19 protein-coding genes and 1 pseudogene are annotated in these 20049 nt (G+C 45.3%); 11 read left to right on the top strand and 9 right to left on the bottom strand.

Annotated features, from left to right (window positions below; translation table 11 throughout):
* The first annotated feature begins 160 nt into the window (after window positions 1-160).
* Window positions 161-418, top strand: a complete 258-nt coding sequence (locus MKX75_RS22230; RefSeq protein ID WP_062835823.1) for a GlsB/YeaQ/YmgE family stress response membrane protein — start codon at window positions 161-163, stop codon at window positions 416-418.
* 375 nt (window positions 419-793) lie between these two features.
* A pseudogene (gene msrA / locus MKX75_RS22225) lies at window positions 794-1305 on the top strand (peptide-methionine (S)-S-oxide reductase MsrA).
* 78 nt (window positions 1306-1383) lie between these two features.
* Here msrA and MKX75_RS22220 read toward each other — a convergent pair.
* Window positions 1384-2655 (bottom strand): hypothetical protein, encoded by a 1272-nt coding sequence (locus tag MKX75_RS22220; RefSeq protein ID WP_339166864.1) that lies wholly within the window; start codon window positions 2653-2655, stop codon window positions 1384-1386.
* Between the two features lie 261 nt (window positions 2656-2916).
* Here MKX75_RS22220 and MKX75_RS22215 point away from each other — a divergent pair, with 261 nt between their 5' ends.
* Window positions 2917-3513 (top strand): restriction endonuclease, encoded by a 597-nt coding sequence (locus tag MKX75_RS22215; protein WP_062835820.1) that lies wholly within the window; start codon window positions 2917-2919, stop codon window positions 3511-3513.
* Window positions 3514-3632: 119 nt separating this feature from the next.
* Here the strand turns inward: MKX75_RS22215 and MKX75_RS22210 are convergent, their stop codons facing one another.
* Window positions 3633-4088 (bottom strand): MerR family transcriptional regulator, encoded by a 456-nt coding sequence (locus tag MKX75_RS22210; RefSeq protein ID WP_339166863.1) that lies wholly within the window; start codon window positions 4086-4088, stop codon window positions 3633-3635.
* A gap of 234 nt (window positions 4089-4322) precedes the next feature.
* Between MKX75_RS22210 and MKX75_RS22205 the strand changes: the two genes are divergently transcribed.
* The 3 genes from MKX75_RS22205 to MKX75_RS22195 all read left to right on the top strand — a co-directional run bounded on the left by MKX75_RS22205 (window position 4323) and on the right by MKX75_RS22195 (window position 7158).
* Window positions 4323-5441 carry an NADH-dependent flavin oxidoreductase gene (locus MKX75_RS22205; protein WP_339166862.1) on the top strand — a complete coding sequence of 373 codons (1119 nt, stop codon included), beginning with the start codon at window positions 4323-4325 and terminating at the stop codon, window positions 5439-5441.
* Between the two features lie 163 nt (window positions 5442-5604).
* Entirely contained in the window at window positions 5605-5832 is a 228-nt protein-coding gene (locus tag MKX75_RS22200) for a hypothetical protein (RefSeq protein ID WP_145150102.1), read from the top strand.
* Between the two features lie 78 nt (window positions 5833-5910).
* Complete coding sequence (locus tag MKX75_RS22195) at window positions 5911-7158, top strand: crosslink repair DNA glycosylase YcaQ family protein (RefSeq protein ID WP_339166861.1); 1248 nt, start codon at window positions 5911-5913, stop codon at window positions 7156-7158.
* 180 nt (window positions 7159-7338) lie between these two features.
* On the opposite strand, the gene fabV is transcribed toward MKX75_RS22195, so the two are convergent.
* Window positions 7339-8532: an enoyl-ACP reductase FabV gene (fabV, locus tag MKX75_RS22190; protein WP_339166860.1), complete on the bottom strand. Its 1194-nt coding sequence runs from the start codon at window positions 8530-8532 to the stop codon at window positions 7339-7341.
* 204 nt (window positions 8533-8736) lie between these two features.
* On the opposite strand from fabV, the gene MKX75_RS22185 reads away from it, so the two are divergent.
* The 3 genes from MKX75_RS22185 to MKX75_RS22175 all read left to right on the top strand — a co-directional run bounded on the left by MKX75_RS22185 (window position 8737) and on the right by MKX75_RS22175 (window position 11786).
* The gene (locus MKX75_RS22185) at window positions 8737-10017 is read left to right on the top strand and encodes an XRE family transcriptional regulator (RefSeq protein ID WP_339166859.1); all 1281 of its coding nucleotides are present in this window, start codon (window positions 8737-8739) and stop codon (window positions 10015-10017) included.
* Window positions 10018-10475: 458 nt separating this feature from the next.
* A complete protein-coding gene (locus MKX75_RS22180; protein ID WP_264928600.1) occupies window positions 10476-10892 on the top strand; it encodes a hypothetical protein in 417 nt (138 codons plus the stop codon).
* A 99-nt stretch (window positions 10893-10991) separates the two neighbouring features.
* Window positions 10992-11786 (top strand): hypothetical protein, encoded by a 795-nt coding sequence (locus tag MKX75_RS22175; RefSeq protein ID WP_339170559.1) that lies wholly within the window; start codon window positions 10992-10994, stop codon window positions 11784-11786.
* A 165-nt stretch (window positions 11787-11951) separates the two neighbouring features.
* Here MKX75_RS22175 and MKX75_RS22170 read toward each other — a convergent pair whose 3' ends face one another.
* A complete protein-coding gene (locus MKX75_RS22170) occupies window positions 11952-12767 on the bottom strand; it encodes a class I SAM-dependent methyltransferase (protein WP_339166857.1) in 816 nt (271 codons plus the stop codon).
* 73 nt (window positions 12768-12840) lie between these two features.
* On the bottom strand, window positions 12841-13758 hold the full coding sequence (locus tag MKX75_RS22165; protein WP_339166855.1) for a YafY family protein: 918 nt from the start codon (window positions 13756-13758) through the stop codon (window positions 12841-12843).
* 112 nt (window positions 13759-13870) lie between these two features.
* Here MKX75_RS22165 and MKX75_RS22160 point away from each other — a divergent pair, with 112 nt between their 5' ends.
* Window positions 13871-15304, top strand: a complete 1434-nt coding sequence (locus MKX75_RS22160; RefSeq protein WP_145150089.1) for a glycoside hydrolase family 1 protein — start codon at window positions 13871-13873, stop codon at window positions 15302-15304.
* Window positions 15305-15465: 161 nt separating this feature from the next.
* On the opposite strand, the gene MKX75_RS22155 is transcribed toward MKX75_RS22160, so the two are convergent.
* Window positions 15466-16131 (bottom strand): phosphatase PAP2 family protein, encoded by a 666-nt coding sequence (locus MKX75_RS22155; RefSeq protein ID WP_076332765.1) that lies wholly within the window; start codon window positions 16129-16131, stop codon window positions 15466-15468.
* 172 nt (window positions 16132-16303) lie between these two features.
* Between MKX75_RS22155 and MKX75_RS22150 the strand changes: the two genes are divergently transcribed.
* Window positions 16304-16876: a hypothetical protein gene (locus tag MKX75_RS22150; RefSeq protein ID WP_339166854.1), complete on the top strand. Its 573-nt coding sequence runs from the start codon at window positions 16304-16306 to the stop codon at window positions 16874-16876.
* A 189-nt stretch (window positions 16877-17065) separates the two neighbouring features.
* Here the strand turns inward: MKX75_RS22150 and MKX75_RS22145 are convergent, their stop codons facing one another.
* The 3 genes from MKX75_RS22145 to mgtE all read right to left on the bottom strand — a co-directional run bounded on the left by MKX75_RS22145 (window position 17066) and on the right by mgtE (window position 19977).
* Entirely contained in the window at window positions 17066-17851 is a 786-nt protein-coding gene (locus MKX75_RS22145; RefSeq protein ID WP_076332767.1) for an AraC family transcriptional regulator, read from the bottom strand.
* Between the two features lie 19 nt (window positions 17852-17870).
* Window positions 17871-18452, bottom strand: a complete 582-nt coding sequence (locus MKX75_RS22140; RefSeq protein WP_076332768.1) for a LysE family transporter — start codon at window positions 18450-18452, stop codon at window positions 17871-17873.
* A 154-nt stretch (window positions 18453-18606) separates the two neighbouring features.
* Complete coding sequence (mgtE, locus tag MKX75_RS22135) at window positions 18607-19977, bottom strand: magnesium transporter (RefSeq protein WP_076332769.1); 1371 nt, start codon at window positions 19975-19977, stop codon at window positions 18607-18609.
* Between the last annotated feature and the right edge of the window lie 72 nt (window positions 19978-20049).

The raw sequence follows: 20049 nt of genomic DNA, 5'->3' as shown, positions 1-20049 counted from the left end.
CGCGATCTGTTTCCATACCGGGCTAAGGCCTGTTTTGCAGAGAAAGATGTATTGGAACAAATGGTAATATGCAAAAATTTTCATGCCAATTGTTTAAATGCTTCTGTAGCGGTTAATAGTAGACAGACAACAACAAAAACTTTAATTAGAGGTGAATGATATGGGTTGGTTATGGTCATTAATTATCGGTGGTATCATTGGTTGGTTGGCAGGTTTGATCGTTGGTCGTGACATTCCAGGTGGTGTTATTGGTAACATCATTGCTGGTTTCATCGGTGGATGGTTAGGTGGAGTAATCTTGGGCGATATGGGTCCTGAGATGGGCGGATTCCACATTGTACCTGCATTGATCGGTGCGATCGTTCTTGTAGCCATCGTAAGCTTGATCTTCCGTTCGATGGGACGTAGTCGCGGGTAACCGATTCAAGATAACTTATTGAATTAGTTGTCAGCTAAATGAATTACCAATGAAGAGGTTGATTGAGAGCCATAACCATGGCTTTCAATCAACCTCTTGTTGTTTTAGAATATATGAAGATATGCATATTAGCTATCTATATAAATTGGACTAAACATTTACACGAGAACGTAGAGGACAGAAATAACCTGAAGAAGCGGAGCTAAAAGCTTTCTGCAAGAAAGCTGCTTCGAAAGCATACACTCGCCTTTATCCCCAGATTTTCTCCTTGTAAAGCCAAATATAAAAAATCTGGGGATAACAGCGATCGGAAGGTTGTTCTGTCATCGGAGTGGTAAGTGTAAAAGGTAGTTTAGATAAGAGAGGATGAACGGAATGGAAAAAGCTACATTCGCCGGCGGATGTTTCTGGTGTATGGTTACACCATTTGAAGAACAACCGGGCATTCATGGTATTGTATCGGGTTATGCGGGCGGTCACGTCGAGAATCCAACATATGAGCAGGTCAAAACCGGAGAGACCGGTCATGTCGAAGTGATTGAGATTACATTTGATCCGGATGTATTCCCTTATGAACGACTACTGGAGCTTTACTGGCCACAGATTGATCCGACGGATGACGGAGGACAGTTCCAGGATCGGGGGACACAGTATCGTACTGCGATCTTTGTGCATAATGAACGTCAGCGTGAGCTTGCCGAACAGTCCAAGCAGGAACTGGCAGCGAGCGAACGATTCACTCAACCAATTGTTACGGAAATTCGGGATGCCGTCGTATTCTATCCGGCTGAAGACTATCATCAGGATTACCACAAGAAAAACGAGAAACATAGGAAGACCGGGCATTATCCGGACGGGACGAATTTATAGACGAAAATTGGAAATAGGATAATTTTATCCTGTCCATGAAATAAGCCGGGAGAGCTCCTTATGGAACTCTCCCGGCTTATTATTAAATCGAGTATTTATTTTGCAGGATTGGACTTCAGTACATATTTGGACAATGTCTCATCGTTCATGGAATAGATGACATCATCCACATAAGTAGAGACACCTTCTAATGAAGGAACGGAGGCACTGGTCGTGTAGATATGCACGTCTTCCAGCGTAAGTGAATCAAGAATATATCCCGTTTTGGCAAAATCAAGCTGGTACTGACCATCCTGCGTCTGATCGACATGCATCAATGCAGGTTGTGCGTCCTTGAACGTACGCTCAGTCACTTTGCCTTTCATCGTGTAGAGTTCCAGCTTCTGCCCTGTAAGAACCGTATAGCTATTGCCAGCCGTCTGGATGTAGGCATCACCAGCAATGGCACGTCCCCAAGCGAGCTTGCCATCGGTGCCAAAGCCCATCAGCCGATTACCGGTGTTCGCGAAATTGGCACGCATAAGGATGGAACCATCGTCCAGAATGGCCAGCGATTCACCGCCGCCATCTCCGAGTGTATTTGCGTTGGCAGGGAATTGGTAGAAGGACAGGCGATTCAGTGTACGATCATAGATCTCCACTTTGGGATTCGCAGCTTGCTGCCAGAAGTTGCCTACCTTGGTTTGTTTGCTGGCATCCACTACAATTCGACCATGATCAGCCTTAAGCACGGTGCCGTTAATGGCCTTTTCGGTAATTAGCTTGCCCTTTTTGTCATATAACGAGATAGCTGAGCGAACCGAGCCATTCGATTGTACGCCCTGACTTGAAGCAACCATCAGCGTATCGTTATCCAGTAGGGATATGCTTGCAGGTGAATTCACCGTTTTGACCCAGTTGGTCTTGCCAGATGTATTGAATGAGTACAATTTTTTGGTTTTGTCCGAATATTCCATATATACATAGGCTGTACCGTTGCTGGCATATACCGAATCGGAGTAGGTGGTGTAAGGACCACTTTTCTCATGGAATATCGTATTCCACTTCAATTGTCCAGTTGTAGCATCCAATGCCTGAAGGGAGTCCAGTTGCCAGTCCAGCGTTGTTTTGCTGCTTGTTTTGGTCACAGGCTGGGAGGCATGTACATATACAAGGTTTTTGGATGGCACGGCATGGATTCCCTTAATCAGGACATCTTTCTCCGTATTGGCCTCAGATAACATCAGGGAAGATGACGTCCACGCGGGTTTGGGCAGGGATTCGGTGGAGACAGCGGCGTAACTCGTTGTATTCATGGTGAAGAGGAGCATGCCGCTAAGAATGAGGGCAGCCCATGTTTTGGACTTGTGTTTGGTCAATGTATGCAAGTGATAAACCACCTTTCTTCTTCGGTTCAAAACAGAACCGATTGTTGAATTTTACCATTGATGTCAAGTTGAATTCAACCGAACGTACTGTAACCTTTTATCATTCGTATTGCGTATCATCTTTGTTTAGTGAAGTGTAACGGTTACAGGGATTTCATCTTCTTTCGATGGAGGTGGAAGTCTGATATATTTAGTGCGGTGACAAGCCATATCTGCGTAAGACGTTGGATAGAACATAGGAAATGAACAAGGAGAACAGCTATGAATTGGAGTGAAAATATGACCCTATGGGTCATTGGATGTATCATCGTATTGTTGTTGCTTGCTTGGATTATTCGGCGTGTTATCGGGCGCGGGCAGCGGATTCGAAGTGAAGCCAATCCCCGGAAGATTACGATAAAGGATATCGACAAGATGGAGGATGGTTCGGAGTTTGAATTATATCTCTATCATTTATTTGAAGAACTTGGGTATGACGAGGTTCATAAGACGACGAGCAGCCGGGATTTTGGGGCAGATCTGGTGTTTGTCGATAGACTCGGCAGACGAAGTGTGATACAAGCGAAGCGATATGGTGCGAACCATCCCGTAGGATTGAGTGCAGTGCAGGAGATCTATACATCGATGCGTTATTATGAAGCTGATCGGTCTATTGTATTGACGTCCGCCCGTTACACCGAAGCCTGTCGGACGCTTGCAGCAGTTAATGGAGTGAAGCTGCTGGACCGGGAAGACCTGATGGAGTTAATCCTGTTATTCAAAGCGAGAAGAGTGGAAGAAGCACTGGAACTGATCGAAGAAGATGATCACGAACCGATCGAGACGTGGCAATCCAGGCGAAAGCGGCAATCCCGCTAGGTTGCCATTGTAGTAATGTGCTCTAACGTAGATTTTTTTAATATAATCGAATTATAACCAATCGCTAGGTCAATACCCGCGACTGGTTATTTTTGATAGGTATTTCGAGCTTCGTTTGTTCATCTGTTGGTTGTAGCATTCTGAATATTTGATTCAACCCCCCTGGTATCGACAATATTCACCTCAAGGCCGTGACATTTAAAATTGTGGTTAGGATTTTTCCTAACCTCATCTTTTTGAAGTTCATACATAGCTAATTTATAATTTATTTCTTCCATATGTTTCAAACTTTCTTCGATTTTCTGTTGTAATTCAATTTTATGTGTCTTTAACATTTCCTCTCTTTCTAAATAGGTGGAGTTCCCCATCTCATAAGATTCCTTGTATTCTTTAATTTTAGAAAGTGGCATTCCTGTTTCTTTGAGACAAAGAATAAAAGAAATCCAATCGATTTGTTGTTCGGTATAGACTCTATTGCCTTTTTCGTCGCGCGAAATATTCGGTAATATCCCTTGCTCTTCATAAAATCGAAGTGTCTTTGCAGTTATATTATAATTCTCCACCACATATTTCATTGAAAAAAACATCTGATCGCCTCCATAGTTACAGTTACTGTAACTGTTATTCTATCACATATGAGATTATTAAAAGAAAATCGTTTGAAATTACGTATCAATTCCTACTTTACTTCCCCTTAGGTTAACCTGATATTCTTGTGTAGAACTTGTGATTGGGATGGATGAGATAAGGTCACCTTCATCTGTTCCATGAATAAGCACTTAGAAATAAAATATAAAGGAGAACGTACAATGAGTAAATTTAATAACTTGTTTGAACCTTTTACATTCAATAAAGGGATTACCTTAAAGAATAGAGTGGTCATGTCTCCGATGACGACATGGTCAAGCAATGATGATTACACGATTTCCGATGAGGAAGTTGCATATTATAAAAAAAGAGTTCATGGTGTAGGTTTAGTTATCACTGGCTGTACTCATGTCCTACCCAATGGTATTGGATTTACACATGAATTCGCCGCATATAATGATTCATTTATCCCTAGTCTAAAAAAATTGGCTGATGCTGCTAAGAGTGGAGGAGCTCCAGCAATTCTTCAATTGTTCCATGCTGGAGATAAAGCGATTGCTGAATTAGTTCCTAATGGCGACGTGGTAAGTCCAAGCGGTGTTGCTCTGACTGAAGCAGTGTCCCCTAGAGAGCTTACCCATGAAGAAATTCTGGAAATTATTCATGCGTTCGGTGAAACTACAAGACGTGCAATTGAAGCTGGTTTTGATGGTGTTGAACTCCATGGAGCTCACGGTTTTTTACTTCAAAGCTTTTTATCTCCATTTTTCAACAAACGTCAAGATCAATGGGGTGGCTCACTGGAAAAACGTCTAAGTTTTCCAATAGCTGTTATTCGAGAGGTGAAAAGAGCTATTGAAAAATATTCGACAAAACCTTTTATTTTAGGTTACCGCATTTCCCCAGAAGAACATCAACAAGATGCCCTTAGAATGAAGGATACTTACGCACTGATTGATAAACTGATTGAAGAAAATGTTGATTATGTTCATGGTTCCTTGGTACAAGCCCTTATGTCAAAACCAAAATATAACCAAGATAACAAAAAAACGTATCTTGAGCTGATTGTTGAACATGCCAATAATCGAATTTCAGTCATTGCAGCGGGTTCCTTGGAAAGCCCAGAGGATGTCTCTGAAAGCTTGGAGAGAGGACTTTCGTTAGCAGTAATTGGGCGTGTATTAATCTCTGATCCAGAGTGGATTGAAAAAGTTCAACAAGGGAGAGAATCGGAAATTCAAAACGTGATTAAATCATCCAAAGTTAGTGATCTTTTGTTGCCAGCGAAACTATGGGGTGTCATACAAAATGCAGGTCCATGGTTTAAAGTTGAACAATAAAGAAGATGAAAGATCAAAAAAGGACGCTAATAATAGCGGCCTTTTTTGATTTCAAGAACAGTAGTACTAATTTATCCGCTTCAACAAAAAATGCTTCACCTTCACTTGCTTAGCTGCACATGATATATTGAATGTATATCAACAAAGGAGTGTGTGATCCATTATGGCACGTACACAAACACAAAAAGCATTACGCAAAGCAGAGCGGTCAGGTCAATGGTGCTCGGAACAGAGCCGGAGAGTCAACGGAGATTATGGTGCGTTATCCCAGCATGTACGCCTCATGCCTACGAAGCAGGAAAAATTGCAAAAGGTCAAACACAAGAAGCAGATCATCCAGGATGGTGGTGCTTCTTTTTATTTTGTCCAATGTGTGCGAAAAAGTGCATAATGTTCCTATAAACCTTCTTTTGATTGGGGAAGCTTCTGGTTGATCATGAATTTAAGTTAGAAGGGACGAGCCATTTCGATGACAACACCTCTACGTATAAGTAAAGTAGCTGTTCGACGTCTTTTGCTGCACACGCAAGGTTTACTGGCACGTTGGCCAGCGGAAGCGGGGCACTCCGGGCCGGATCAGGTCATGGAGCTAATTCGCAGTCTCGGTTGCGTGCAGATTGATCCGGTATCTGCGGTAGCCGGAAATCAGCATTTGGTGCTGGGTGCCCGTGATCCGGGATATAGCCCCGCGTATTTACATACATTGCTAAGTAATCACAAGGTATTTGAGTATTTTGCCAATGCGGCATGTGTGATTCCAATCGAAGACTATGCCCTCTTTGAACCTGTGCGTGCCAGAATGAGAGAACGTCTCGCACCATCCCTGCAAGGTTTGGAAGGTACCGTGGAGCATGTTATGAAACGTCTTGCTGAGGAAGGACCTTTGCCCTCCAAAGCATTTCGTGCAGTTGAGCGGGTCAGTGGGTATTGGGACCACCCGGATACACCTAAGACGAAGGACACAAGCCTGGCACTAAATCTTTTGTTGGATACAGCGGCTATTCGGGTAGTGGCAAGGCAAGGGAATGAACGATATTTTCAGATTACCGAACCGGATTTACGTAGGGAGGAGTCAACCTCAAGAGAAGAACAGGTTATGCTTAATCAGCATCAAGCGCTTATGGATAAATACATAGATGCCTATAGAGTGGTGGATGCCCGTGATCCCCGTCTGGGTTGGTTAAAATCTACAGCGGCTGAACGACGCGCCCATATTGCCGCCCGTGTGTCAGATGGGCGAATGATCCCACTTAAGGTGGAGGACGTAGCCACGCCATATTATATTCGTACAGAAGATGAAGAAATGCTGTTGAATTTGGAGACAGCCAGGGCCGACTATGATCCGTCTGGTCCGGTACGTTTCCTGCCGCCGCTGGATAACCTGTTATGGAGAAGAGAACGTATTGTCGATTTATTCGATTTTCATTATAAATGGGAGATATATACGCCAGAGGTGAAAAGAACCTACGGTTATTATGCTATGCCGATTCTTCACGGTGATCGGTTGATCGGACGTATGGACCCGCGACTTGATCGCAAAACGGGAGTGCTTACTGTTCGTTTGTTATCGATGGAAGAGACTGCTCCACCTCTGGAGGAATGGATCACGGATTTTCGGGAAGGGCTTCAATTCTTTGCGTCCATGCATGGAGCGCGTTCCATTACTATCGAGAAGACGATACCGAAAGAGCTGAAAAAGCTGCTTAAATCGATTTGATTAGGGGATATACGAAGCAGTGTATGGATACAAAATTGGAATTGATGAACGGATATGAAAAGGACAAAAAAGGGGGAGCCAGAGGGCCCCTCCTGTTTTGATTATAAAATCATATCTTTAGCATGACATCCGCAGCTAGTTCTAACGTAAACCTATGCTCACGTCCACGCAAAAACTTCTTTAGTTCACCAGATGAGGCATTTCAACGTTTGGATCAACATCTGCTTCATAATCCACACCATCGGTTTCAAAACCAAACAGCTGGAAGAATTCGCGACGGTAACCTTCCAGATCGGACAGATCGTAGATGTTCTCTGTGGTCAACTCATTCCAGAGCTTCGCCACTTCTTCCTGAACGTCAGCTCTCATCTCCCAATCGTCAATGCGAATGCGACCTGCTGAATCGGTTGGAACTTCTCCTCCTGCATACAAGCGATCAGCGAACAGACGTTGCAATTGCTCGATGCAGCCTTCATGCAAGCCTTTTTCTTTCATGACTTTGTACAATGCTGAGATGTACAGCGGCACAACTGGAATCGCAGAACTGGATTGAGTCACTAGCGCCTTGGCTACAGTTAAGTACGCACGTCCACCTTTTGCACTTAGACGATCATTCAGCTTGTGTGCAGTCGCTTCCAGATGATTCTTGGCTTGACCGATGGAACCATCACGATAAATGGCATGGGTAAGCTCAGGACCGATGTAGGAGAAAGCGATCGTTGTTGCATCGTCAGCAAGCACGCCGCCTTGTTGAAGGGCATCCATCCACAGTTCCCAATCGTCTCCGCCCATAACGGATACCGTCTGACGAATTTCCTCTTCGTTTGCTGGCTCCAGTGTAACGGAGCTGATTTCGCCTGTGTGGAAGTTTACTGTTTTGTTCGTGTAGGATTGTCCGATAGGTTTCAGCACAGAGTTGAATACTTCACCCGTGTTTGGATCGGTACGACGTGCCGAAGCTACGCTGTATACGACCAGATCCACTTGACCGAGTTCACTGCGAATGAGTTCAACGGCTTTGTCTCTTGTTTCGTTTGCGAATGCATCGCCTGTGATGCTGTACGATTTCAGGCCTGCTTCCTCAGCGGCTTTTTCAAATGCGGCGGAGTTGTACCAGCCTGCTGACGCTGTACGTTTCTCTGTGGAGCTGCTTGGGCGATAAATGCCGACCGTATTCGCTCCCGCCCCAAAAGCAGAGACAACGCGTGATGCCAGTCCGTAACCGGTGGAAGCACCGATGACGAGCACATTACGAGGTCCTTTCAGCTGTGGCTGGGATTTCACATAATCAATCTGTTCCTGCACTTGCGCAGCGCAACCTACAGGATGGGAAGTAGTACAAATAAAACCACGTGTTCTTGGTTTAATAATCATTTATTTGCATCCTTTCATATTCAGCTCATGTTTCAGCATTTCGATAAAATGCTCTTACACATACCTCCTTATTGTAAAACAATTACCTCGGAAACGGAAACCGTTTCGTTTGATTTCACCCGAAGGGTAGCGTTATATCTCTAATTTTGCGATGATGTGAATAGAAATTCACTCGCTCGTTAGGATAGAAAGGACAGGGAAACCATGCTGAAAGAACGCATTGAACTGCTTAGCAAAAGAAAACAGATCTCTCGTAAAGACCTTGTGGAAGGTCTGGTCACGCAGGCCCACTTTGCCAATATCCTGGCTGATCGTTATCCTCTACCTGAGGACTTGGCAGAAGCCATCGCCGGGCGTCTTGGGGTATCCCCTTCCTATATTCTAAAAGCTGCGGCTCAGGACGAGGAAACACTCGAACGGGCAGAGGTTGTTTTCGAACAAATGTCTGTTCCAGCGTCGGCGATATCCGAAGATGCGGTGCATGCATTGGCAGATCGGGATGACACACTGACCGTCGAGCTGACAACGGCCTTGATGAAGGCGGTCTATTATCAGCAATTAAACGATGCAACGGCTCATGAGTATATACATACGTCCTATCTTAATTTTTACCTGGAGAAGTACGGTCGTCCGGATGATATTGATCTGCCGCGTCCGTTAGCCAAAGCACTTTTGTTCTATAAAATACAATATTATCGCTCCAAAATGGCCTTTGTGGATGTATTAACTCATGCAACCAGGCTCAGTGAGCTGGCGCTTCCTGGCAGTGAATTCTGGCTGTCTGTGCAAAATATCAAGATGGAAGCCTACATTCAGGTCAAACAGTATGAAGAGGCAAAACAGGTATTTGAGCTTACGATGCGTCATGTCTATGATCAGCGGATGTTCCACCGGTTGTCCGGGTTATATGTGGCATATAGTGGCTATTGTTTCGCAATGGGGCTGGTTCAGGAGGCACTCTCGGCATTAACCATGGCGGAGGCAAACCTTGTGTATGCCGGCAACCAGGGAGATTTGGTGACGGCAATTGCGAACAATCGGATTGTCATGCTGACAATGACAGGTGAACTGGATCAGGCACAGGCAGAGATTGAACGATTCGAGTCGCTATTGCAGCAGGAACCGGAAGAAACACAGCAGGCCATGCAGCCGCTCATCGGTGTGTATCGATGTGAAGTGGCTCTGACGCGGAAGAACTGGGGCGTGCTTGCGCAGAGTGTAGATCAACTTTTGAAATGTGCAACAACACAGGACCAGCAGATGAGCGCAACCTTCTACCAGAGCCATCTGGCTCTTGCACATGGAGATCGCGAGGTTTTCATGGAGCGGGCACTTGCGTGTCTGCCTTATTTTGAATCTGCGCAGCATGTCATGCGGCTTGAACCTTTATATGAGGGAATGGCTGTAGTGTCTGAGGATCAGCGGAAATACAAGGAAGCGGCGATGTATTATCGGAAGCTGGTATACCTGTTACGCAAAAAATAGAGCGAGAATCGGCTTGGAAAAGCCTGATTATGGCTTAATTACGTGCAATACCAACCTACTTTCCACAAAATATGGCTAGCAATCTTGAAATGAAGATCGGATTAGCAGATCTTTTTTGCCAAATTTGCTTCAATCCTTACCAAAGAAACGATTATTCCGTAATTCAATTGCGGGATTTTTCGTTTTTTTTGTATGCCGCCAGAAGGGTATTCAAGGACAAGCCGCGGTGTTTATAATTTAACTATAAATACGTGTTCAAAAAGTCTGGTTTTCAGTACCGAGAAGATGGAATGAAGCTAGAAATGGAGTAGCGGAGCGTAGGAGACCTACGTGAGCAACGGACATTTCGGCTGAATTTCATATTCGATGCTGATGATGCCGCTAGGCATGATTCGTAATCAAAAGTGGACTTTTTGAACAACTTCTAAAAATAAAATAAAACAAATGAGGTGCTTAATATGGGATGGTTCGGTAAAAAGAACAAGCAGGAAGATGCGATTGCTAAAGCGGATAAACTGATGAATAAAGGACTCACTGGCATGATGATGAAAGGCTTTGTATCGAAGGAACATCGGGAGGCCATCAATCAGAGTCTGGATTCGGCAAAGCAGGCACAATTGGCGGCGAGTGGTTCGCTTCCATTAACTGCAACAGCTACGGTGGTGACAATCACCGATACGGGGAAACTGATCAACTTTGATCCGATTGTTGTGCTTGTATTGGATGTGACGGAGACAAACGGTAACCAGTATCAGCGTACATTGGAGACACTGGTATCGAAGATGCAGATTCCACGAGTAGGCGATCGGGTGGGATTGGGCCAGAATCCAGCAAATCCGTCTGAGCTGATTTACATGGGGCTATTGTCTATCTAGAAGGTATTTGGTTATAAGACAGTGATATTCTATTTATATAATGCGTATAACAACGATAAAAAGAGATGTTAAAAGAAGGATTAAGAGAGGGTGGATCATATGGTAGGTTTCCTGAGATTGATTGGCGTATTAACGGTGTTCGGAGTGGGATTCTCTCCATTTTTGGCACAGCGGCTGTGGGATGATCCGTTTATGATTATGCAGGCATGGTGGTATACTCCGGCGATTTTTGCCGGGTTCGCGCTGATCTTTGTTCCTGCGATTTTGAGCAATATATTTGGCGTAAGTCGAGTGAAGACAGGTTTACCAGCAGTTGGGGTCATTAAAACTATACAACAGACAGGTACGTATATTAATGAACAGCCTGAGGTCCGGTTGGGTCTGACGGTGTCGCGTAAGGGGCGTGAAAAATACGATACGGAGATGAAAACAGTCATTCCATTGACCTCCCTGGCACAGTTCCAACCGGGTAGTTTCATTCCGTTAGTCGTTTCTGTAAAGGATGAGCGCAAGGTAGGACTTGATCTGAAAGGGCGGTTGTCGCAAGAAGATATGCAGCAATTACTGGATGAGAAGATGGTACAGCAGGGGGTATCGCCTGAAATGATGGATATTGCGAGAACAGGTGAAAAAGCGATGGCCAAGATTCTCGATGTCACCCCACTTGGGAGTGGAGGCAGTAACAAGATCAAGCTTCAGCTCAAACTCAGCATAACGAAAACGAACGGTGAAACCTTCAATGTGACGACGCAAAAAGAGATTTTGTCGTCGGCGCTGTCTCAGGTGCAGCAAGGTCATATCATTAACGTCATTTATTCAAGGCAGGACCCAACAAAATTGGTACTGGCATTGAATGTACAGGAAGGCCAATTAAGTGACTTGTTCTCCTCATGATGATGTAGACAAAAGCATATAATTAAATCTCGAACGCAAAGAGTCTCACGATTTGCTAGAGCAGAATAACGCTATAAAAAGGAGGTCCTACAGGTCAAGTTTATGACGTGTAGGACCTCCTTATTTCATTTGGTATGTACAAAAGGTGCAAGCAACGTACTACTTTCAGACAATACCAAGGCGCATGCGATACGAGAATAGTACTTTTCTTGATTCTCCGTCAAATACACGATTAGCCAGCGCTCTAAAGTCGTCGGCAGCTATTAATAGATCATCCGCTCCGAGCTTCAACGCCGTTTGCAAGCCGCCTTGACTCAAGGCCAGATTGACGTAACGATCGGCTGTGAATGTCTCGTGGTGATGAAACACAATTTCCCGAACATATCGGAATAGCCCGGACTGCTGAATCTGCTGCAGATGCCCATCTTTGCTCCATTTGTGTGCCTGATTCTCTTGCGGGGCGAGACTGGCTGCTCGATGATCTGCCTCCGTATTCAGCAGCATATAGGCCTGTTCCAGTTGCCAGTCCAGCATTGGTGGCCAGTCGCAGTCGTAGGCAGCAAATATGCACCCTGTACGAAGTACACGTGCAAACTCGCGCAGTGTGGGTTGCGGCTCCATCCAGTGAAACGATTGCGAACAGGTCAACACATCCACACTACCATCCGGGAGCCCGAGGTCATGAGACAAGCCGGACACGAACCGGAGGTTATCCGGTTTGCCGGCAGATTCCCACTTGGATTCCGCTACAGACCTCATGTCATCGCTGGGTTCAAAGCCAATGATGCGTTCTGCCTCATTAAGCCAGATCCACGATGATAAACCGGTGCCACAGCCAACATCTGCGACCATACGCGGTGTACTGCCAAGATATGTCGTTAGAATATCCACCACTTCAGTGGGAGCAGCTGGGCGATTCTCATCGTATAACGTACCGAAACCTTTGAAACGTTCCACATTGTTGCGTCTAATGTCTTGCATGGATAAACCTCCTTCGGTCAGATGCATGACAGAGAGTCAGCTGTGCTCAAAAGTTGTATAGGCCTATATTATATCATTCATTGTCGGGTTGTTTGTTCATGACGTTCTGTAAATGTTCAACAGCTTTGATATGACGCCTGAGCAATTCCTGTCCAACATGAGCAGGCTCGATGACGGTCAGCTCGGAACCAAACGACAGCAGGAAGGAGTAGAGCCATTCCCCAACATTCAGTTCGAGAGAGACACGGAGCCTGCCATCAGGCTCTTTTTTAATGAGGGACGGTTCGAAAAAATCATGTACTCGGTATGCAATGGTGCTGGAAAACGAGAGTGTCAGAGGGGTCAGGGCAGGAGCTATCTCTGATTCAGGATAGGTTGACCCCGCATTAACAGGGTGATCGTGTTTTCTCGCCAGAAATGTCAACTGGGTAATCCGTTTCATCTTGAATGTCTCGAATTCTCTCCGGTCAGGATCATCATGGATATATCCTTTGAAGTACCATGTACTGTTTTTGAATATAAGTTTCTGTGGCTCCACGGTAGGAATGCTCTTCTCACCATCCGAATTAATGTAGTGAAACGTAATTAGTTGATTCGTTAATATAGCCTGTTTCACCTGATTGAAAAGTTCTCTCTCCTGGAGGGGAATGCTACCCCATGGTGAGAAATTAAATTCGATCCAATCCAGTTTGTGATCAAACAGAGCGGTTAACCGTTGCAACATATGGGCACTGTTAAGATGGGGAATCGCACTGACGCTATAGAGTCCCATCAAAATTTCGTTCTGGTCTTCTTCCGACAGTAGCGACTTGTCCATGACATAGTTGTCCATCAGATGAATGCCGCCATGCTTGCCGGTCGTCGTATAAATGGGAATGCCTGCAGCGCTCAGCCTGTCGATATCTCGGTACACTGTACGTACAGAAATCTCGAACAAACGGGCGAGCTCTGGTGCAGTGGCTTTTTTTTTCTCCAATAACAAAAGCAACATTCGAAATAGTCGGTTATTTTCCATGCTCTGATTATACCATGACAATAGGTGTCAGGGTATGGGTGGTACACTGGTTACATAGTCTTGTTGAGATATGAAGGAGGAACTGATCATGACAATGAAAGAAGGATTTTACTGGGGTGGCGCTACGGCTGCCAATCAATTCGAGGGTGGATGGAACCAAGGTGGCAAGGGGCCAAGCACGTCTGACATGATGACAGGGGGAACCCACACGATTCCACGCCGGATTACGCCTGTCTTGGAAGAGGGCACGTATTATCCGAGCCATGAAGCGGTTGATTTTTACGGACATTACAAAGAAGATATTGCCATGATGGCAGAGATGGGCTTCAAAATGTTCCGCATGTCCATCAACTGGTCCCGGATCTATCCGAACGGTTACGATCTAGAGCCAAACGAAGAGGGATTGCAGTTCTACGATAATGTCTTTGCCGAGTTGAAAAAATACAATATTGAGCCGCTCGTAACGATTTCCCATTATGAAACGCCATTCGGTCTGACACAGAAGTATAACGGCTGGGCTTCCCGTGAAGTTATCGATTGTTATATCCGTTATTGTACAACCCTCTTTAATCGATACAAGGATCAGGTCAAATACTGGCTGACGTTCAACGAAATCAACATTTTGACAATGCCAATGGGTGCTTATATGGGTGCAGGTATCTTGTTGGAAGGCAAAGAAGCCTTGACGGATGGAATCGATAATCCACAGACTCGTTTCCAGGCACTGCATCACCAATTTGTTGCAAGTGCTAAAGCGGTAAAACTGGGACATGAGATCAACCCTGAGTTCAAAATTGGCTGTATGGTTGCGTTCATGACCACCTATCCAAACACATGTAATCCGGACGACATGCTGCTTGCACAGAAGAAAGACCAGCTGTCCAACATGATCTGTGGTGATGTACAGGTTCGTGGAGCGTATCCTGGATTCGCCAAACGTTTCTTCGCCGAAGAAGGCATTCAGATCGAGATGCAACCGGGAGACGAGCAGACCCTGCGTGAAGGCTGCGTAGACTTCTATTCCTTCAGTTATTACATGTCTCTGGTTGAAAGTGCGGATCAGACGCTGGAGAGAGCAGAAGGTAATCTGTTAGGCGGTATCAAAAATCCATATCTCGAAGCTTCCGACTGGGGCTGGCAGATCGATCCGAAAGGATTGCGTTACACTTTAAATCATCTGTATGATCGTTATCAAATTCCACTGATGGTGGTCGAGAACGGCCTGGGCGCTGTAGATGTGGTCGAGGAAGACGGCTCCATTCAGGATGACTATCGCATTGATTATCTGAAAGGTCACATTGAACAAATGAAAGAAGCAGTAGCTGACGGCGTAGATCTCATTGCCTACACGATGTGGGGATGTATCGACCTTGTTAGCGCATCCACTGGAGAGATGAAGAAGCGTTATGGCTTCATTCATGTTAACAAGGACAACGATGGTAACGGAGACTTGAGCAGAACACCGAAGAAGAGTTTCCACTGGTACAAAAAAGTCATTGAATCCAATGGTGAAGAGCTATAAATTGGTGTGAAAAAAACTAGATCCGCCTGTTCCCTTAAATTGGACAAGCGGTCCATGTAGTCCTGAACGAGTTCAGGACTACTATATATGAATATAAAAATACCCGGCAATCCTTTAGTGAAGGAAAGCCGGGTATTTTTATATTCACGCGCTGGTCGCGACTATGCCAGTCTTCTGGACTGCAGTTGGGACATGCGCTCCAAGTGACGCCGGTAAAACCATATGCAGGTGGAGAGCCAACACCCACTTAAAAAGTATCCGCCAACGATATCACTTGGATAATGAACACCCAAATAGATACGACTTATACCAATGGTGAGTATAAAGACGGCACTGGCAATAATCATCAACACACGTCCGGTGACGGTAGGAACATGTTTCCAGATCAGAAAGGCCAGTCCACCATACAGACTAAATGCAGCCATGGAATGGCCGCTAGGGAAGCTGTACCCGCTCACTTCAATAATTCGGTTAATAGTAGGTCTGGCACGCTGGAATACCAGTTTGAGCAAAGCATTTAACAGGGTTGAACCTGCAAGTACACAAGCCAGGAAGAGTAGTTCGCGTTTGTGTCGCAGGCAAACGTATAACACAATCATGGCGATGATGGTAATGAAGACCACAGGCATTTCACTGCCGATCCAGGTAAACAGGTGCATGAATTGCGTCATGCCGGGGGACTCCAACCCCTGAATCCAGCCGATCAGCGTATCATCAAATCGATGAATCTGGTTGTCACTGATGGACAGGGCGATGCTTACAAAGGCGATCATGCATAACGCTGCAACGAGCAGCGGGAATGAGATATTCTTTTTCCAGTTGTGCATCAAATGTTGAGTTCCTCCGTGATCGTTGATTTCGTATGTTGTGTCCTTGCGTATCTCGGACATAACGATATTTGTATTGTGCTATAATTTTACAATAAATATAGCAGCAATAAAAATATGTAACCTTAACAACGGTTGTTCAAGCAGAGAATGTAGGAGGGGAGCGGTCGGAATGAAACGATGGTTGGTGATGTGCATGTTGGTCTTACTGTTGGTTACGTCTGGGTTAGCTCTATTTCCCGGAGAGAAAGTGTATGCTTGCAGCTGTGTCGAGAGTGATGTTCAAGAGAGATTGAAGACCCAGACAACGGTATTTACGGGAGAAGTGGTGAACAAAGGCCATTCTCAACAATCGAAGAATGATGGCATGTTAAGAGAGTATACCTTTGATGTAGATACGGCATGGAAGGGAGTCAGTGCCAAAAAGATGAAGATCTTAGGGAGTGACGGAGGGTCTGAATCCTGTGGCATTCAATTTGAGAAAAATCAGTCCTATCTGATCTTTGCTTATCAAAATGTATTGGATCATAAACTTCATACGAATCTGTGCAGTGGCAATGTTCCTATTGAACAAGCCGGAGATGATCTGAAATTACTGGGCGCGGGCAAGGTTGTAAGTAAAGAAGATTTTGGAGAAACCAACGATGGGCAAAATGGGCCTCTTTATCTCATCTTATCCGGTGCAGTCGTTTTATTGGCGGCGTTGGCAATCGTGTGGGTCTGGAGACGTAAGAAAAGAATCTGATTGCAAAAGGACGGAAAGAACCTGAAGAAGCGTAGTGTTCGCCTAAAAGCTTTCTATAAGAAAGCTGCATCGGAAGCATACGCTATCACCGGATGATCCCTTAATAAAAAGGGATCAAAAAAATCTGGGGATAACAGCGATCAGAAGGTTATTCTGTCATCGGAGTGAGCAGTATAAATATTCTGTAGTTCAATTTGTATAGTTTAGCTGCAACATGTATTCATAAGCGGTGACGCCAAATACCCGTTTGAAATGTCGGTTCAGATGGGTCAGATCGACGAATCCACAATCGGCAACAGCAGCATAGACGTCCTTGTGTGTTTCGATGGACTGACGGGCACGCTCAACCTTGCAATTCAAGAAAAATTGGTAGGGTGATATGCCAGCATGTGATTTGAATTCACGGATAAATTGAAACTTGGACATGCCAAATTCGGAACTCAGGTTGTCCAGCTTGAGCACATCTTCGGTGCTGCAAAACATAATCTCCTTGGCTTTGCGGACCAGGTTGTCCTGAGGCAACCAGAGCTTCGTATCCATTTCCTTCTGTGCCAGAAGGTGAACCAGATCGAAGACCCGTTCGCTGCACTGGGCTTCGTCCTGTCTGTGTTGAACGGCATCGTTCAGCATCAGAATGCTCCATGCAAGTTCAGGTTCATAGACGATGGGAGTTGCGAAACGCAATTCCTTTTTACCTATAATCTCTTCTACCAAATCGGGCTTCAAATACAGCATCACATAGTCAATACCAGCTTTATCATAGGAGCTTCCATCATGGGACTGTTCACGGTTGAACAGCATGACACCATTTTGGTGAGAAGCCTGATATTGTCCATCCAAATTGTATTGTTGAATACCGCGCAGGGTTACGCCAACCGCATACTCTTCGTGGCAATGCTTTTTATAGGTGAAATCGGTAAAGCTGGCGGATAGTGCCAGCACGTCTTGCGACTTTTTATAATTAAACCGTTCCATGCAGCACACCTCCCAAGCTTTAGATCAATCCGGATACTATAATGGCTGAGTATAACAAAAAAAGGGCCATGAGAATACTTAGTAATTTTTGGTGGCGATTCAATAACTTCTTGAAAACCGTACCAAACACAACCCAACTGGAATAGGCGAGAAATCCAATAAAGGTAATAAGTAGCACGAACAGAAACGATGAAAATGAACTTTGATAAAAGGGCAATACATAACTTGGAATGACAGTGAAAGTAAACAAGACCACCTTTGGATTCACAAATTGCATGATGAAACCGTTCCAGAATCCGGTAATTTGTTTCGGTGCATCCTCAGTGGTACCCATCTTGTAAATCTGGTACGCCAGATACACCATATACAGGCCGCCGACAATCTGCATCACCTTCAGAATTAAGGGTAACACTCCCGCAAGAAGATGATTGAGAAAAGCTGAAGCGGCAAGCAACAGACCAAATGCCAGCGTAGCTCCCCACACATATTGCATCGTTTGACGCGCCCCAACCTGTTGCACGGAAGAAAGAATTACGATATTACTGGGGCCTGGGGTGAACGTAACGACGATGCAGTAGATTAAAAAAGATGCAAGATTCATGATGATGCTCTCCTCTGGTTGTAGTCTAGTTCCATGATCATACGTCCAGAGGTAAAAACCATATAGTACATTATTGCAGCATGTGACTCTGCATATGTAGAAAAGGAAAACAGCGTAACCCAACCGCTTCATAAAAGGCGGCCTGGTCACGCTGCTACATCAAGGCATCGAGGAAACGTGTGGCAATCCCAAAATAGATAAACAGGGACAAGATATCATTCAATGTGGTGATTAATGGGCCAGAGGCGACAGCTGGGTCGACTTTGAAGCGACTAAGTAGAAGCGGGATACAGGTACCTGTCAGTGTACCAATGACGAGAGTGAGGAACAGAGACACCCCAATAATGGCGCCTAGCAGCCAATCCCCTTGCCAGAAATAAGCAATGACGGTGATAAGTAAGCCGCATACCAAGCCTATCATCGTGCCAACTTTGATCTCCCGACCAATCAGTGCGAGTACGGTGGCTTTGTCGAGCTTGCGTCCAATCAGTCCGCGTACCACAACAGCCAGAGACTGCGTCCCTGTGTTCCCCGTCATACCCGCGATCATCGGCATGAAGAACGCCAGTGCGACAACCTGATTCAGTGTATCCTCGAAGAAATCCACAATGCTTCCCGAGATTAGGCCAATCAACAGCAAAAGAATGAGCCACGGAAGTCTGCGTCTGACCGCCACGAGCGGTTTGGTATCAAAATCGATATCCTTGCTGCCACCACCCATCTTGGCCAAATCCTCGCTTGCTTCGTCCATAATAATATCAATGACATCATCCATTTGGATGACACCGCATAATCTATGATTCTCATCTACCACCGGAAGCGCCATAAACTCATAACGCTGCAAAAGCTGTGCGGCTTCTTCCTGGTCCATATCCACCGTTGCATGGATTACCCGCCGAGTCATCAGTTCTTCAACTTGAGTCTTGTCGTCGGCCAAGGCGAGGGAGCGATAACTCACGACACCGACCAGTTTGCCTTCATTATCGGTCACATAGAGGTAACTGGAGGCGGAGATATGCATGGTACCTTGCGATTGTCGTAAGGCTTCCTTCGCTGTCTCATGGGCGAGCAGGGTCCGGTACTGATCTGTCATGATGCGTCCTGCCGTCTCCGGCGGATAATTAAGTACGGACCGGATAATGGCTGAGTGATCCAGATTCATGTTGGACAGCAATTCTTCTCTGCGTTTGGCAGGCAAATCGTGCATGAACCGGATCAAATCACTTTTGTCCATCTGCTGCATGACTTCAAGCGTTCGTTCTGGGCCGAGTCGTTCAAACAGTTGAATCTGTTCGTGCAGCTTCAGAGTCTCGGCGAGATCCGCCAGGGCATCGGGTTTGAACAGGAGCAGAAACCGATTGGTCTCTTCTTCAGGGAACTTTTTATATACGAGTGAGAGGTCGTAGGGATGCAGTTCTTTCACCAATTTATAGAAATCGGAAAGGTTCCGCGATTGAATATGTTGTACGAGTTGTTCGGTGATCTCTTCAACAGAGAAATCTTTCTTGGAATCAGATTCTTTCATATCGACACTCCTTTCTAAACGGTCAGCTTCATATTTTTAAACGAAATGGGTTGACGGTTAAACAAGGAAGAG

The organism is Paenibacillus sp. FSL R5-0341 (genome assembly GCF_037975235.1).
In the GTDB taxonomy this organism is placed as follows: domain Bacteria; phylum Bacillota; class Bacilli; order Paenibacillales; family Paenibacillaceae; genus Paenibacillus; species Paenibacillus amylolyticus_A.
This window is presented reverse-complemented; position numbering and strand designations above follow the sequence as displayed.